Source organism: Staphylococcus sp. NWU MKU2 (assembly GCF_033283605.1).
Lineage (GTDB): Bacteria > Bacillota > Bacilli > Staphylococcales > Staphylococcaceae > Staphylococcus > Staphylococcus haemolyticus.
The window spans coordinates 1-13494 of record NZ_JAVSMH010000010.1; the positions used below are offsets into that span (position 1 = coordinate 1).

General features: G+C 31.2%; 12 protein-coding genes and 2 tRNA genes. 11 read left to right on the forward strand and 3 right to left on the reverse strand.

Going from position 1 to position 13494, the window contains the following annotated elements; genetic code table 11:
* Positions 1-82: 82 nt before the first annotated feature.
* The 8 genes from SBL15_RS11440 (at position 83) to SBL15_RS11475 (ending at position 8014) form a co-directional block, all read left to right on the forward strand.
* Positions 83-157 (forward strand) — tRNA-Gln (locus tag SBL15_RS11440).
* A 3-nt stretch (positions 158-160) separates the two neighbouring features.
* A tRNA-Lys gene (locus tag SBL15_RS11445) sits at positions 161-233 on the forward strand.
* Positions 234-455: 222 nt separating this feature from the next.
* Positions 456-1262, forward strand: coding sequence for a diadenylate cyclase CdaA (gene cdaA, locus SBL15_RS11450; RefSeq protein ID WP_011275189.1), 807 nt, complete (start codon positions 456-458; stop codon positions 1260-1262).
* 1 nt (position 1263) lies between these two features.
* Positions 1264-2196, forward strand: coding sequence for a YbbR-like domain-containing protein (locus SBL15_RS11455; protein ID WP_107612593.1), 933 nt, complete (start codon positions 1264-1266; stop codon positions 2194-2196).
* 23 nt (positions 2197-2219) lie between these two features.
* Complete coding sequence (gene glmM, locus SBL15_RS11460; RefSeq protein WP_107612591.1) at positions 2220-3572, forward strand: phosphoglucosamine mutase; 1353 nt, start codon at positions 2220-2222, stop codon at positions 3570-3572.
* Between the two features lie 668 nt (positions 3573-4240).
* Entirely contained in the window at positions 4241-6046 is a 1806-nt protein-coding gene (gene glmS / locus SBL15_RS11465) for a glutamine--fructose-6-phosphate transaminase (isomerizing) (protein WP_037538885.1), read from the forward strand.
* A gap of 259 nt (positions 6047-6305) precedes the next feature.
* Positions 6306-7088: an ABC transporter ATP-binding protein gene (locus tag SBL15_RS11470; protein WP_317956037.1), complete on the forward strand. Its 783-nt coding sequence runs from the start codon at positions 6306-6308 to the stop codon at positions 7086-7088.
* Positions 7089-7159: 71 nt separating this feature from the next.
* Positions 7160-8014: an HAD family hydrolase gene (locus tag SBL15_RS11475; protein WP_233641638.1), complete on the forward strand. Its 855-nt coding sequence runs from the start codon at positions 7160-7162 to the stop codon at positions 8012-8014.
* 56 nt (positions 8015-8070) lie between these two features.
* On the opposite strand, the gene SBL15_RS11480 is transcribed toward SBL15_RS11475, so the two are convergent.
* Positions 8071-9189: a lytic transglycosylase gene (locus tag SBL15_RS11480; protein ID WP_107612585.1), complete on the reverse strand. Its 1119-nt coding sequence runs from the start codon at positions 9187-9189 to the stop codon at positions 8071-8073.
* Positions 9190-9320: 131 nt separating this feature from the next.
* On the opposite strand from SBL15_RS11480, the gene SBL15_RS11485 reads away from it, so the two are divergent.
* Positions 9321-10052 (forward strand): metallophosphoesterase family protein, encoded by a 732-nt coding sequence (locus tag SBL15_RS11485; RefSeq protein WP_107612583.1) that lies wholly within the window; start codon positions 9321-9323, stop codon positions 10050-10052.
* 77 nt (positions 10053-10129) lie between these two features.
* Here SBL15_RS11485 and czrB read toward each other — a convergent pair whose 3' ends face one another.
* Both czrB and SBL15_RS11495 read right to left on the reverse strand, forming a co-directional pair.
* A complete protein-coding gene (gene czrB, locus SBL15_RS11490; RefSeq protein WP_317956040.1) occupies positions 10130-11080 on the reverse strand; it encodes a CDF family zinc efflux transporter CzrB in 951 nt (316 codons plus the stop codon).
* The gene (locus tag SBL15_RS11495) at positions 11073-11402 is read right to left on the reverse strand and encodes an ArsR/SmtB family transcription factor (RefSeq protein WP_053041906.1); all 330 of its coding nucleotides are present in this window, start codon (positions 11400-11402) and stop codon (positions 11073-11075) included. The genes czrB and SBL15_RS11495 overlap by 8 nt, the downstream gene beginning before the upstream one ends.
* A 141-nt stretch (positions 11403-11543) precedes the next feature.
* Here SBL15_RS11495 and SBL15_RS11500 point away from each other — a divergent pair, with 141 nt between their 5' ends.
* Both SBL15_RS11500 and SBL15_RS11505 read left to right on the forward strand, forming a co-directional pair.
* On the forward strand, positions 11544-12200 hold the full coding sequence (locus tag SBL15_RS11500; RefSeq protein WP_107612579.1) for an NAD(P)-binding oxidoreductase: 657 nt from the start codon (positions 11544-11546) through the stop codon (positions 12198-12200).
* 333 nt (positions 12201-12533) lie between these two features.
* On the forward strand, positions 12534-13466 hold the full coding sequence (locus tag SBL15_RS11505) for a type I phosphomannose isomerase catalytic subunit (RefSeq protein WP_107611837.1): 933 nt from the start codon (positions 12534-12536) through the stop codon (positions 13464-13466).
* Positions 13467-13494: the final 28 nt, after the last annotated feature.

A 13494-nucleotide genomic window follows, 5' to 3' on the forward strand; every position in this document is an offset into this window, starting at 1 on the left:
AGCGAAGTGGCTAAACGCGGCGGACTGTAAATCCGCTCCTTCGGGTTCGGCAGTTCGAATCTGCCCCCCTCCACCATTCTAATGGGCTATAGCCAAGCGGTAAGGCAACGGACTTTGACTCCGTCACGCGCTGGTTCGAATCCAGCTAGCCCAGCCATTAGAGCCATTAGCTCAGTTGGTAGAGCATCTGACTTTTAATCAGAGGGTCAGAGGTTCGAATCCTCTATGGCTCACTTATTAGCACTCCTAATCAGGAGTGCTTTTTTTATAAAATTAAATAAAAGTATTATATAGTTTATCTATTTGAAGATTGATTATATTGGGAATAAATCATTAATCAATTGCTGATTATTTGAATAATCTACTTTTTTTAATACAATTTATTTGTTCATATGACAGTTGTAATTATCATTGGTATAATTATGACTATGGAAAATATATTCGGAGGAGATGCTATGGATTTTTCCAACTTTTTTGATAATCTTAGTACATTAAAAATTGTAACGAGTGTGCTGGATTTACTTATAGTATGGTATGTCCTTTATCTTCTCATAACTGTATTTAAAGGAACCAAAGCAATTCAATTACTTAAAGGTATTCTTTTTATTGTAATTGGTCAACAAGTGAGTAAAATTCTAAATTTAACTGCTACATCTAAACTTTTTGATATTGTAATTCAATGGGGTGTTCTTGCGCTTATTGTTATTTTCCAACCTGAAATAAGAAGAGCATTGGAGCAGTTAGGTCGTGGAAGCTTATTTAAACGTTATACTAATACATACAGTCATGATGAAGAAAAGTTAATTGAAGCAGTATCGAAAGCTGTTCAATATATGGCTAAAAGACGTATTGGTGCTTTGATTGTTTTTGAAAAGGAAACGGGATTACAAGATTATATTGAAACGGGTATAGCGATGAATTCTGAAATATCTCAAGAATTATTAATTAATGTATTTATACCAAATACGCCACTACATGATGGTGCAATGATTGTTCAAAATTCTAAGATTGCTAGTGCAGCTAGTTACTTGCCCTTATCAGATAGTGCTAAAATTTCTAAAAGTCTAGGAACTAGACATAGAGCTGCAGTGGGTATCTCTGAAGTTTCAGATGCATTTACAATTGTTGTTTCAGAGGAAACAGGTTCAATATCTGTAACTTTTGATGGTAAATTACGTAGAGATATCTCAACTGAGGTATTTGAAGAATTATTAGCCGAACATTGGTTTGGCACACGCTTTCAAAAGAAAGGTGTGAAATAAGATGCTAGAGAGTAAATGGGGTCTCAGATTTATTGCTTTACTATTGGCAATCTTTTTCTATTTATCAGTTAATAATGTATTTGGAAATATTTTTAGTAATGATAATTTATCACAAAATTCATCTAAAACAATTGAAGATGTACCTGTTGAGATAATCTATAATTCCAAAGATTTACATGTAACTAAAGCTCCTGAGACTGTTAATGTAACTGTTTCAGGTCCACAATCTAAATTATTAAAAATCGAAAACACCGATGATATCAAAGTTGCAGTGGATTTATCCAACGCTAAAGCCGGAAAATACAAAGAAGACTATATCGTTAAAGGCTTAAGTAATGATATTAATTACAATGTTAAACCTAAGCAAGCTTATGTTACTTTGGAAAATAAAGAAACTAAAACGATGCATGTTCAAGCAGATATAGGGAAAGATGATATAGACCCAAACTATAAAGTGAAAGACAGTTCTGTTGAGCCTAATTCTGTCAAAGTAACTGGAGGACGAGAACAACTTAAGAAAATCGCATATTTAAAAGCTACTTATAAAGAAGCTAACAAATTAAGTCAAGATACTTCTGATGTAGCAGATGTTACTGCTTTTGATAAATCATTAAATAAATTAGTTGTTAATATACAGCCTAATGAAGTCAAATTAAATGTTAAACTCCAAGAATATAGCAAGAAGGTTAAAGTTAAAATTAATAAAAAAGGCAGTTTACCTGATGGTGCTAGCTTGGATGATATAAGACTTGATGAGAATGAGATAGAGATTTATGGTAATAGAGATGATTTGCAAGATATCAATGAGATAGAGGCAAATGTTGATCTTAATAATATAACTGAATCTACAGATCAGAATGTTCAATTAAATTTACCAGATAAAGTAAAGAAATCTGATCCAGATGAAATAACAGCACATATTAGCTTAAAATAACAAATTAAAAAGGAGTATTAATGATGGGAAAATATTTTGGTACTGATGGAGTAAGAGGAATAGCCAATAAAGAGTTAACACCTGAATTAGCATTTAAGTTGGGTCGTTATGGTGGTTATGTATTAGCACATAATGAAGGTGCTAACAGACCAAAAGTTTTAGTTGGTAGAGATACACGTGTGTCAGGTGAAATGCTTGAATCTGCATTGATTGCAGGATTAGCTTCAATTGGGGCTGAAATTATGAGATTAGGTGTTATATCTACACCTGGAGTAGCTTATCTTACAAGAGAAATGGGAGCTGAACTAGGTGTAATGATTTCAGCTTCGCACAATCCAGTGGCTGATAATGGAATTAAGTTCTTCGGTGCAGATGGTTTTAAATTATCTGATGCTCAAGAGGAAGAGATTGAAACATTATTGGATCAAGAAAATCCTGATTTACCAAGACCAGTAGGAACAGATATTGTACATTTTTCTGATTACTTCGAAGGTGCTCAGAAATATTTAAGCTACTTAAAATCAACTATTGATGTTAATTTAGAAGGATTAAAAATCACACTTGATGGTGCAAATGGTTCTACATCAGCACTAGCACCTTTCTTATTTGGAGATTTAGAAGCTGATACTGAAACAATTGGCTGCAGCCCAGATGGTTATAATATTAATGATAATTGTGGATCAACGCATCCTGAATTATTAGCTGAAAAGGTTCTTGAAACTGAAAGCGACTTTGGTTTAGCATTTGATGGCGATGGTGACCGATTAATTGCTGTTGATGAAAAAGGTAATATTATTGATGGTGACCAAATCATGTTTGTTATTGGTCAAGAAATGCATAAAAACCAAGAATTAAACAACGATATGATTGTTTCTACTGTTATGAGTAATTTAGGCTTCTATAAAGCTTTAGAAAACGAAGGTATCAAATCTAATAAAACAAAAGTTGGAGATAGATACGTAGTAGAAGAAATGAGAAAAGGTAACTACAACCTTGGTGGTGAGCAATCTGGACATATTGTTATGATGGATTACAATACTACAGGAGATGGCTTATTAACTGGTGTTCAATTAGCTGCTGTTATTAAAATGAGTGGTAAACCTTTAAGTGAGTTAGCTGCTCAAATGAAAAAATATCCGCAATCTCTAATCAATGTTAAAGTTACAGATAAGCATCATGTAGAAGAAAATGTAGATGTTAAAAAAGTGATGGGTGAAGTAGAGACTGAAATGAATGGTGAAGGTAGAATTTTAGTTAGACCTTCAGGTACAGAACCATTAGTTCGTGTAATGGTCGAGGCTTCAACTGATGAAGATGCGCAACGTATTGCACAGCGAATTGCTGATGAAGTTCAATCTAAAATGGGCTTAGAGTAACCAATTTAATAAAACAATTTTTGTTTTCCTTCAAAGTTTACATTTAATGTGTAACTTTGGAGGTTTTTTTAATGTTTAATTAATGGTTCTCATTAAAGCGCTTTCATTTAATTGGTTGCGATATTGTTCGGTAATAATTTAATAATTAGAAACAATTATTATGTATTTTAGAAGATTACAAAAGATATTTATTTTAAATTTTTACTAAAAAGGTCGGAAATTGTTTGCATTCATTTATCTGAAAAGTGTAAAATAAATAATATTGGAAGGAGGATAGTTCAAAATTAATTATAAAGCGCCAGGGCAAAATATGAATGTACCTATAATCAAAAGTTAAATATGAGAGCTTTTGTAGGGCAATTTATTTCTTTGCAGACGAGGAGAATAGTCATCGAAAATATCGGCGGATGCTATTCCGGATGAGGCTCATTCGTTAGCTTATTATTTAAAACATTTAGGTAACTAAATGCACAAAAATAATAAGAATGCCTAAAATTTATAAAATCTTAGAAATATAATATGGCTTTAATGGGTAAATACAATAAAGATAAAACATTAATAATAAATAGAATTGTTAATAAAATTACTAATGTTTAAAAACATTTTACCTTTTTAAATTTTATATAACAGATAAAATTTTCAAGCTATATTTAACGGAGGAAAAATTTATGTGCGGAATTGTAGGATATATTGGATATGATAATGCAAAAGAATTGTTATTATCAGGATTAGAAAAATTAGAATATAGAGGATATGACTCAGCTGGTATTGCAGTTGCAAACGATAATGGGACAACTGTTTTCAAAGAAAAAGGTCGTATTGCAGAATTAAGAAAAGTTGCTGACAACAATGACACTGATGGTCACGTTGGTATCGGTCACACACGTTGGGCTACACACGGTGTACCAAGTACAGTGAATTCACATCCTCATCAATCTAATAATGAACGTTTTACATTAGTTCATAATGGTGTGATTGAAAATTATGAAGAATTAAAAAGTGAATATTTATCAGATGTAACATTCCAATCTGAGACAGATACAGAAGTTATTGTTCAATTAGTTGAACACTTCTCGAATAAAGGTTTAGAAACTGAAGAAGCTTTCTCTAAAGTAGTTTCTTTATTACACGGTTCATATGCATTGGGCTTACTTGATAATCAAGATAGCGATACAATCTATGTAGCTAAAAACAAATCACCTTTATTAGTTGGTGTTGGAGAAGGTTTTAATGTCATTGCATCAGACGCATTAGCTATGATTAAAGTAACGAATGAATACAAAGAAATTCATGACCATGAAATTGTTATTGTTAAAAAAGACAGTGTAACTATTAAAGACCTTGATGGCAATGTACAAGATCGAGACACTTATACTGCTCAAATCGATGCTTCAGATGCTGAAAAAGGTATCTATGATCACTACATGCTAAAAGAAATTAATGAACAACCAGCAGTTATGCGTCGTATTATTCAAGAGTATGAAGATGAAAATGGCGACTTAAAAATTGATCCTGAAATTGTTAAAGATGTTGCAGCTGCAGATCGTATATATATCATCGCAGCAGGAACAAGTTATCATGCAGGTCTAGTTGGTAAAGAATACTTAGAAAAATGGGCTGGTGTACCTACTGAAGTACATGTAGCTTCTGAATTTGTTTATAACATGCCACTATTATCTGAAAAACCATTATTCATTTATATTTCTCAATCAGGTGAAACTGCTGATAGCCGTGCAGTGTTAGTTGAAACTAACAAATTAGGTTACAAATCATTAACAGTTACAAATGTGGCTGGTTCAACATTATCACGTGAAGCAGATCATACATTGTTATTACATGCTGGTCCTGAAATTGCAGTTGCTTCAACAAAAGCATATACAGCTCAAATTGCTGTTTTATCAATCTTATCTCAAGTTGTAGCTAAAGCACATGGTCGAGATAATGATATTGATTTATTGAGAGAATTAGCTAAAGTAACAACTGCAATTGAAACAATTGTAGATGATACTCCAGTAATGGAACAAATTGCTAAGGATTTCTTAGAAACAACGCGTAATGCATTCTTCATCGGACGTACAATGGACTATAATGTAAGTCTTGAAGGCTCATTAAAATTAAAAGAAATTTCATATATTCAAGCTGAAGGATTCGCTGGTGGAGAACTTAAACATGGTACAATTGCATTAATTGAAGACGGCACACCTGTAATCGCATTATCTACACAAGAAAAGGTTAACTTATCTATTCGTGGTAATGTCAAAGAGGTAGTAGCACGTGGAGCAAAACCATGTATTATCTCTATGGAAGGTTTAGAAAAAGAGGGAGATACTTATGTAATTCCACATGTACATGAGTTATTAACTCCGCTTGTATCTGTAGTTACATTACAATTAATTGCTTACTATGCAGCACTACACAGAGGATTAGACGTAGATAAACCTCGTAATTTAGCTAAATCAGTTACAGTTGAATAGTTCGTTTGAATTTTGAGCCGCGGTAAAATTTAATAAGGTTAGACAACATTGAAATTGAAGTGGCTAACTTAAATGTGAAAGTGTTAATAGCATGCTTTTCTCTAATATAGTTACCTTAGTAGGAGCAAGATGTTAAATTCATTAAGAATTTGATTTTGCTCCTTTTTTTATTTGTAATACTAACTTATAAAATAAGCAGTCTGTTATTTTGAAAAATTATCTGAATTATCTTACAATTATCGTATTGTGAGGTGATACTATGCTAATTTCAATGAATAATGTACGTCGATATAGAAGAGGAAAGCATATATTAGACGGTATTGATTGGAATATTAAAAAAGGGGATAAATGGATATTATATGGTTTAAATGGTGCTGGAAAAACAACTTTATTAAATATTCTAAACGCTTATGATTCAATTACAAGTGGCAACATAGTCCTTTTTGGTATGACACCTGGAATGGTTGGATATTCAGCAGATAATGTGAGACAACATATAGGTTTCATTTCAAACAAGCTCACTAATCAATTTCATGATGGAGAGCATGTGATAGATGTGGTATTAAGTGGTTATTTTAAATCTATTGGCCTATACAAAACATTCAATCAACAACAATTGATAGAGGCGCAGAAATTATTAAAATTCGTCGGCATGGCAGAATTTGAGAATGAGTACCTCGGTTATTTATCAACTGGACAAAAACAAAGGGTTATGATTGCACGTGCGCTTATTAGTAATCCAGAATTATTAATTTTAGATGAGCCAGCTTCAGGCTTAGATTTTTTAGCGCGTGAAACACTATTGGAAGTATTAGAAACTTTATCACATGAGCGACCTGAAATTACTATCATTTATGTGACACACTTCATTGAGGAAATCATACCAATATTTGATAAAATTTTTATTTTAAGTAAAGGCGTGAATTTTGCACAAGGAAATATTGATGATGTTTTAACTAATAAGACGATGTCATCTCTTTTCAATAGAAATGTAGAAGTTGTGAATTATAAAAATCGATTTTCTTTACACATGATAGGGTAATCTCGTTGCACATTTCATCAAATAATGCCACAATTTTAAGAAAGACACGTAAAGGAGAAGGCTACATGACATTGAATAATATCAAAGCGATTTTTCTAGATATGGATGGAACAATTTTACATGAGGATAATAAAGCTTCAATTAAAACAAAATCAGTTATTGATGAATTACGAGAAAAGGGATATAAGGTATTTTTAGCAACTGGTCGCTCATATACAGAGATTAATCAACTTGTACCTCCTCAATTTGAAGTTGATGGAATCATCAGTTCTAATGGTACGAGTGGAGAAGTAAACGGTGATAATCTTTTCATGCATAGTTTATCAAGTGAAAGTGTTAAACGAATCGTATCTTTAGCACAACAGCAAGAAATATATTATGAAGTTTTCCCATTTAATGGATCAAGAATTGCGCTAAATGAAGATAAAGCATGGATGCAAGAGATGATTAAAGGTGATACGCCTCCAAATCATGTAAGCGAAAGTGAATGGAAATCAAGATTAGATGCAATGTCTGGTAAGATTGATTGGAAAGAGGACATACCTGAAGATGACTATGCTAAAATTTATTTATTTACGCCAAACTTAGAAAAAATAACAACTTTTAGAGATGAACTTATTCAAAATCAAGTGCTTTTAAACATTAGTGTTTCTAATTCATCAAGATTTAACGCTGAAACTATGGCATATCATACCGATAAAGGAACGGGTATTAAAGAAATGATAGAACACTTTAATATTAAACAAGAAGACACGCTTGTAATAGGGGATAGTGATAATGATAGAGCTATGTTTGCATTTGGTGGTTATAGCGTCGCAATGAAAAATGCACGACAAGAAATACAGGAAATTACTAATGAAGTGACACAATTCACTAATGAAGAAGATGGTGCTGCATTATTCTTAGAAAGCAATTTCCTAAAATAAAATTGTTGAACATAAAAGGTGGAACCCTTATTTAATTGGGTTCCACCTTATTTGTGTTATTTATCTTTATTGAAATTATGACTTGCTTCATCTTTGGCGTTCTCAGCTTTTTGTTTAATATTGTTTGTAACATTATTTGAATGTTCTTCAACATTGTTTTTAGAAGATTGATGAGTATAGTCATTTTTTTGTTGATTACTCAATGTGTCATTTTTATGAGTTACGCTTTTATCTTTATTTTTGTGCTTTTTCTTCTTCTCGTTAGTAGTTTTATTTAATTTTTCACCACGTTTTAAGAAGTACTGAACTGCACCCATTATAAGAACAAAATAAAGGATTAATCGTAATACAACAATAATTACTTGTGCTACATACAGAATGACTGTAGCAACTTTTTGAGACATGTTTCCAGTTGTTACAGAAAGAATTGTACCAAGTGGTTGAGTAATGATAATAATAATTAAATTTATTAAAAGAACAGCTATAAAGAATTTAAACCAAGTTTTATGGCCATTTCTAATACCTCTAAAGCCATCTTTAAAGTGAGACATGGCACTATAGTTAGATTCTCTTACTAATGAAACAGTATAATTAATCATTAAAATGAAAAAGAACCATGATACGATTGATGTAATTAATCCAATAATAATTAAAATAATGATTTGAATTGTTAGTAAAATGGCAATTGCATTATCAGATGAACTTACAGCTGACTGTAATGATGTAAATAAAGGTGTTAATGCTAAATTAAATAAATAATTTAATGCCATTATAATTAAGTACATCACTATAAATAAGCCAATTGAGATTAATGATAAAATTAAACTCTTGCCATATTTACCTTTTTTGAATGCAACAAATAAGTCATTGAAATGAACATCTTCTCTTGAAATTGCTTTTGCAATAACATTAATTGCACCTGCTAGTAATTGATAACCTGCAAATATAAAGAATAATAATCCCAATAATAAAGCCAGGATCATAATAATTAAATATGGACCCGATGATTGTTGTAATTGCGCTGCTAGCTGCATTTGCATGAAATATTGCATAAAGAAAGTTCTAGCAACAGCAAAAACCGCAAATACTACGATGAAACTAACGATACTAAACAAAATCGTCTTAAGAATTTGCGGTTTAGCATTTTTTAATGCCAAACTATGATATTTGAACAAATATAAGCACTCCTTTACTTTAATATAAATACAATATCAAAATTTATACTTTTTTTAAAATAATATCTAACATATTTGAAGATTAAGTGTTAAAATATGCTAATGATTAAATTTTGAAAGGAGATATCATCATGAAATTCGCGATTATTACAGATGTGCATGGTAATTTCGATGCATTACAAACTGTCTTAGATGATATTGATAATAGAGAAGACATCGATAAAATTTACAATCTCGGGGACAATATCGGAATTGGTCATGAAACAAATAAAGTACTCGATACAATATTTGATCGTAATGATATGGAAATTATAGCTGGTAATCATGATGAAGCGGTTATGTCATTAGTAAATAACACGCCTTATCCTGAAGATTTGAAGGATAAATTTTATGAGCATCATCAATGGATAGAAAGTCATATGGATGAAGATTACTATGACCAACTTAATTTATTACCTAGATATATCGAAAAAACTATTTGTGGAAAAAAATTACTATTCATTCATTATGAAATTGAGAATCAAAAATTGGAGACTGGCATTGAAGGACAGCCGTTTAGTCCAATTACTGAAAATAGTAAAGACAATATTATTGAATTATTTAAAGATAAAGATGCTGATTTAATTGCATTTGGCCATAATCATCAAATGCATTTATATGATGATAATAAAACAATTTATTTTAATCCTGGCGCAGTAGGTTTAAACAATGGAGCCAATGCCGTCTACGGTATTGTAACGATTAATGATAATGAGTTTTCAATCGAAAGAATTAAGCTACCTTATGATAATGAAGAATATTTACAAGGGTTTGATGAAAAACAAGTGCCAGCGAAGCAACTCATTTTTGAACATTTTTTATAAGTTGTAAAAAACAGGGGTTAGACAGAATTCAACTCGAATTCAACGTCTAACCCCTGATTAATTTTTAATAAGTTATACTAATGTGAGTGTTGATGTATAACTCCAGAACATAAAATTGATTCGTCATGTTGATGTTTTGGTGTTTCTAATTGAATCGTCATATGTTGTATATTAAGATGTGCTAATTCATGTTCTATTTGTTTAAGTAATTGTTCACAAGCCTCTATCGTAAGTGATTTATCTACTACTGCATGACAACTTAAAGCATTCATATCATTAGAAATAGTCCAAACATGATAATCATGTACATTTTGTATTTCCTCATGCCCCATTATTGTATAGATGACTTGTTCTAAATCTATGTCAGAGGGCGTGCCTTCCATTAAAATATTAATAGCTGATTTCGTAATTCCGTATGCACTTTTCAAAATTAGCAGTGAAACCACTATACTCGCAATAGGATCTGCAATTGTAAAATTAAATGTCCATATGAGTATTGAGGCAATAATTGCACCAACAGATCCTAATAAATCTCCTAGTACGTGAATAAACGCACCACGCATATTTAAATTGTGATCGGTATCTCCGCCTTTAAACATAATAAGTGCTACTACGATATTAACTATTAAGCCTACTAAACTAATAATAAACATTTCTATTGATTGAACTTCAGGTGGTGAAAAAAATCTTTTAATTGCTTCAAAGATAATAACTATACTAATAACAAATAAAGTGACGCCATTAAACAATGCAGCTAAAACTTCAAAACGTTTATAACCAAATGTTTTACTAGATGTGGCATTCTTTTCAGCATAAATAAATGCAATAAGGGCAACACCTAGAGAAAATGTGTCGCTGAACATATGTAGTCCATCAGATAATAATGCTAAACTATTAGCAATAAAGCCACCTACAATTTCTATCACCATGAAAAGCCCAATAATAATAAAGGAAATGGCTAAAATTTTTTTATTATTAGTGTGTACATGTGAATGGTTGTGTGAATGTGTATGAGAATGATTAGTCATTTGAAACTTCACCTCTTAGATGTTTCGTATGATGAATGGCTTGTTTCAATAGGGTTGAAACATGTTGATCATCAATTGAATAGATTTTTGATTGACCTTGTCTTAAGGACTTAACAAGTCTAGCTTGTTTAAGGATTTTAAGTTGATGAGAAACATTAGACTGGCTCAAGTTTAGCGTATGTGTAATATGACCAACGCTAGATTCTTCTTGCTCTAACAATAATAGTATTCTTAATCTATTTGTATCACTTAGTGCTTTAAAAATTTCAGTAGTCTGTATTAAGGTAGCATCTTCGTTCCAATTGTTTAAAGGTACATTCAAATAAATCACCCCTTATATATGAATATATGTTCATGTATTAATTTAATATACATGATTGACTATGTCAAAAATGACTTACGTTTTAATTTTTATTTAAGTGGTAAATTGATGGAAGTAGAAATATTAAGGAGGACGATTTGAATGAGTTTATTAGTTATAGGTGCTAACGGTGGAGTAGGTTCTAAATTAGTAAAGCAACTAAAAGAAGATCAGGTAGATTTTACAGCTGGTGTACGTAAAAACGAACAAATCGAAACATTAAAGCAAGATAATATTAAAGCAACTTTAGTTGATGTAGAAAAAGATAGTATTGAAGACTTAACTAAAACATTTAACGGTTATGATAAAGTTTTATTTACTGTGGGTTCCGGAGGCAGTACAGGTGCTGACAAAACTATTATTGTAGATTTAGATGGTGCGATTAAGACAATTGAAGCTAGTAAACAAGCAAATGTTAAACATTATATTATGGTGTCAACGTATGATGCTCGTCGTGAAGCATTTGATCCAAGCGGTGATTTAAAACCATATACTATTGCTAAGCACTATGCTGATGAACACTTGAAAAATTCTGGATTAAATTATACGATTGTTCATCCAGGTGCGTTAGAAGATAAAGAAGGAACTTCTAAAATAGAGACTGATTTATACTTTGATGGAAGAGGTTCTATACCTAGAGAAGATGTGGCATCTGTGTTAAAAGAGGTTGCTTTATCTGAGAATAAATTCATAAATAAAGAATTCCAAGTTATTACAGGTAATCAATCAATAAGCGAAGCATTGTCTTCATTTGAATAAATGAGTTGTTTAAAGATAATCATTGACTTAAAAAATGCTTTCATTAAACTTTAACTAATAGTAAATATTTCAGTTGTAGTGGGATAATGAATTCTAATTGAATTCTGTCCCGCTTCTTTATGTGTTTTATCATTTAAATAATTTCTATTAAAATAGAGATAAAGTTGATATAATAAAGATACGAATGGTAACACATGTGATGTTAAATAATTATTTTGAATATAATTTCACTTTTACATAATTAACGTTTAAGTTTTATACATATAAATCAGATATTATCATTTACTTTAGAAATAGAGAATATAGCTTTAAATGGTTTTAGGGGGTGCAACTATGCCATTATTTTTAGAGCCTATTTTTTTCGAAAAAATTTGGGGCGGTAATAAATTAACTCAATTCAATTATGATATACCTAGTGAATCCACAGGAGAATGTTGGGGGATTTCTGCACACCCAAATGGAAAGAGTATGATCCTTAACGGGCCTTATGCTGGACAAACATTAGACCAAGTTTGGACGCAACATAGAGAATTGTTCGGTGATTTTCCAAGCAAAGATTTTCCGTTATTGTGCAAAATAGTTGATGCGAACGAGCCGCTATCGATTCATGTTCACCCAGATGATTCTTATGCTTATGAATTTGAAAATGGGCAATATGGCAAATCAGAATGTTGGTATATTATTGATGCAGAAGAAGATGCTGAAGTTTTAATTGGTACTACGGTTAACTTTAAAGAAGAACTCGAAAATCAGATTAACCAAGATAATTTCTTGGAATCTTTAAAAAGAGTTAAAGTACAACCTGGGGAATTTTATTTTATTCCTGCTGGTACTATACATTCAATCGGTTCAGGTATAACTGTATATGAAACAATGCAATCTTCAGATATTACATATAGATTATATGATTATAATAGACAACGTGAAAATAGTTCTTCGTTAGATGTTGATAAAGCATTAGATGTTATTCAATATTCTCAAGAACTACCTAGTATCGTTCCTGAAAATGAAATTATTGAAAATCATAAATGTAGTCATATTGTGTCTAATGATTTCTTTACAATGGTTAAATGGGAAGTTAGTGGGACATTAAATTATATGAAACCTAGAGAATTTTGTCTTGTTTCAGTTTTAAATGGTGATGGACAAATTATTATTGATGGAGAAATCTTCAAGATTCAAAAAGGTTCCAATTTTGTGCTGACTTCAGAAGACTTAGATAGTGTCTTTGAAGGAGACTTTACACTAATCATTAGTTATATTTGATTTTTATAGTTCGTGTTATAAATGATTC

What these genes read in the sequence shown, in the direction of transcription:
- SBL15_RS11500 (WP_107612579.1), top strand. Translation starts at nt 11,544, where the DNA reads ATGAGTTTATTAGTTATAGGTGCTAACGGTGGAGTAGGTTCTAAATTA.
- cdaA (WP_011275189.1), top strand. Translation starts at nt 456, where the DNA reads ATGGATTTTTCCAACTTTTTTGATAATCTTAGTACATTAAAAATTGTA.
- SBL15_RS11470 (WP_317956037.1), top strand. Translation starts at nt 6,306, where the DNA reads ATGCTAATTTCAATGAATAATGTACGTCGATATAGAAGAGGAAAGCAT.
- czrB (WP_317956040.1), bottom strand. Translation starts at nt 11,080, where the DNA reads ATGACTAATCATTCTCATACACATTCACACAACCATTCACATGTACAC.
- glmM (WP_107612591.1), top strand. Translation starts at nt 2,220, where the DNA reads ATGGGAAAATATTTTGGTACTGATGGAGTAAGAGGAATAGCCAATAAA.
- SBL15_RS11485 (WP_107612583.1), top strand. Translation starts at nt 9,321, where the DNA reads ATGAAATTCGCGATTATTACAGATGTGCATGGTAATTTCGATGCATTA.
- SBL15_RS11455 (WP_107612593.1), top strand. Translation starts at nt 1,264, where the DNA reads ATGCTAGAGAGTAAATGGGGTCTCAGATTTATTGCTTTACTATTGGCA.
- glmS (WP_037538885.1), top strand. Translation starts at nt 4,241, where the DNA reads ATGTGCGGAATTGTAGGATATATTGGATATGATAATGCAAAAGAATTG.
- SBL15_RS11505 (WP_107611837.1), top strand. Translation starts at nt 12,534, where the DNA reads ATGCCATTATTTTTAGAGCCTATTTTTTTCGAAAAAATTTGGGGCGGT.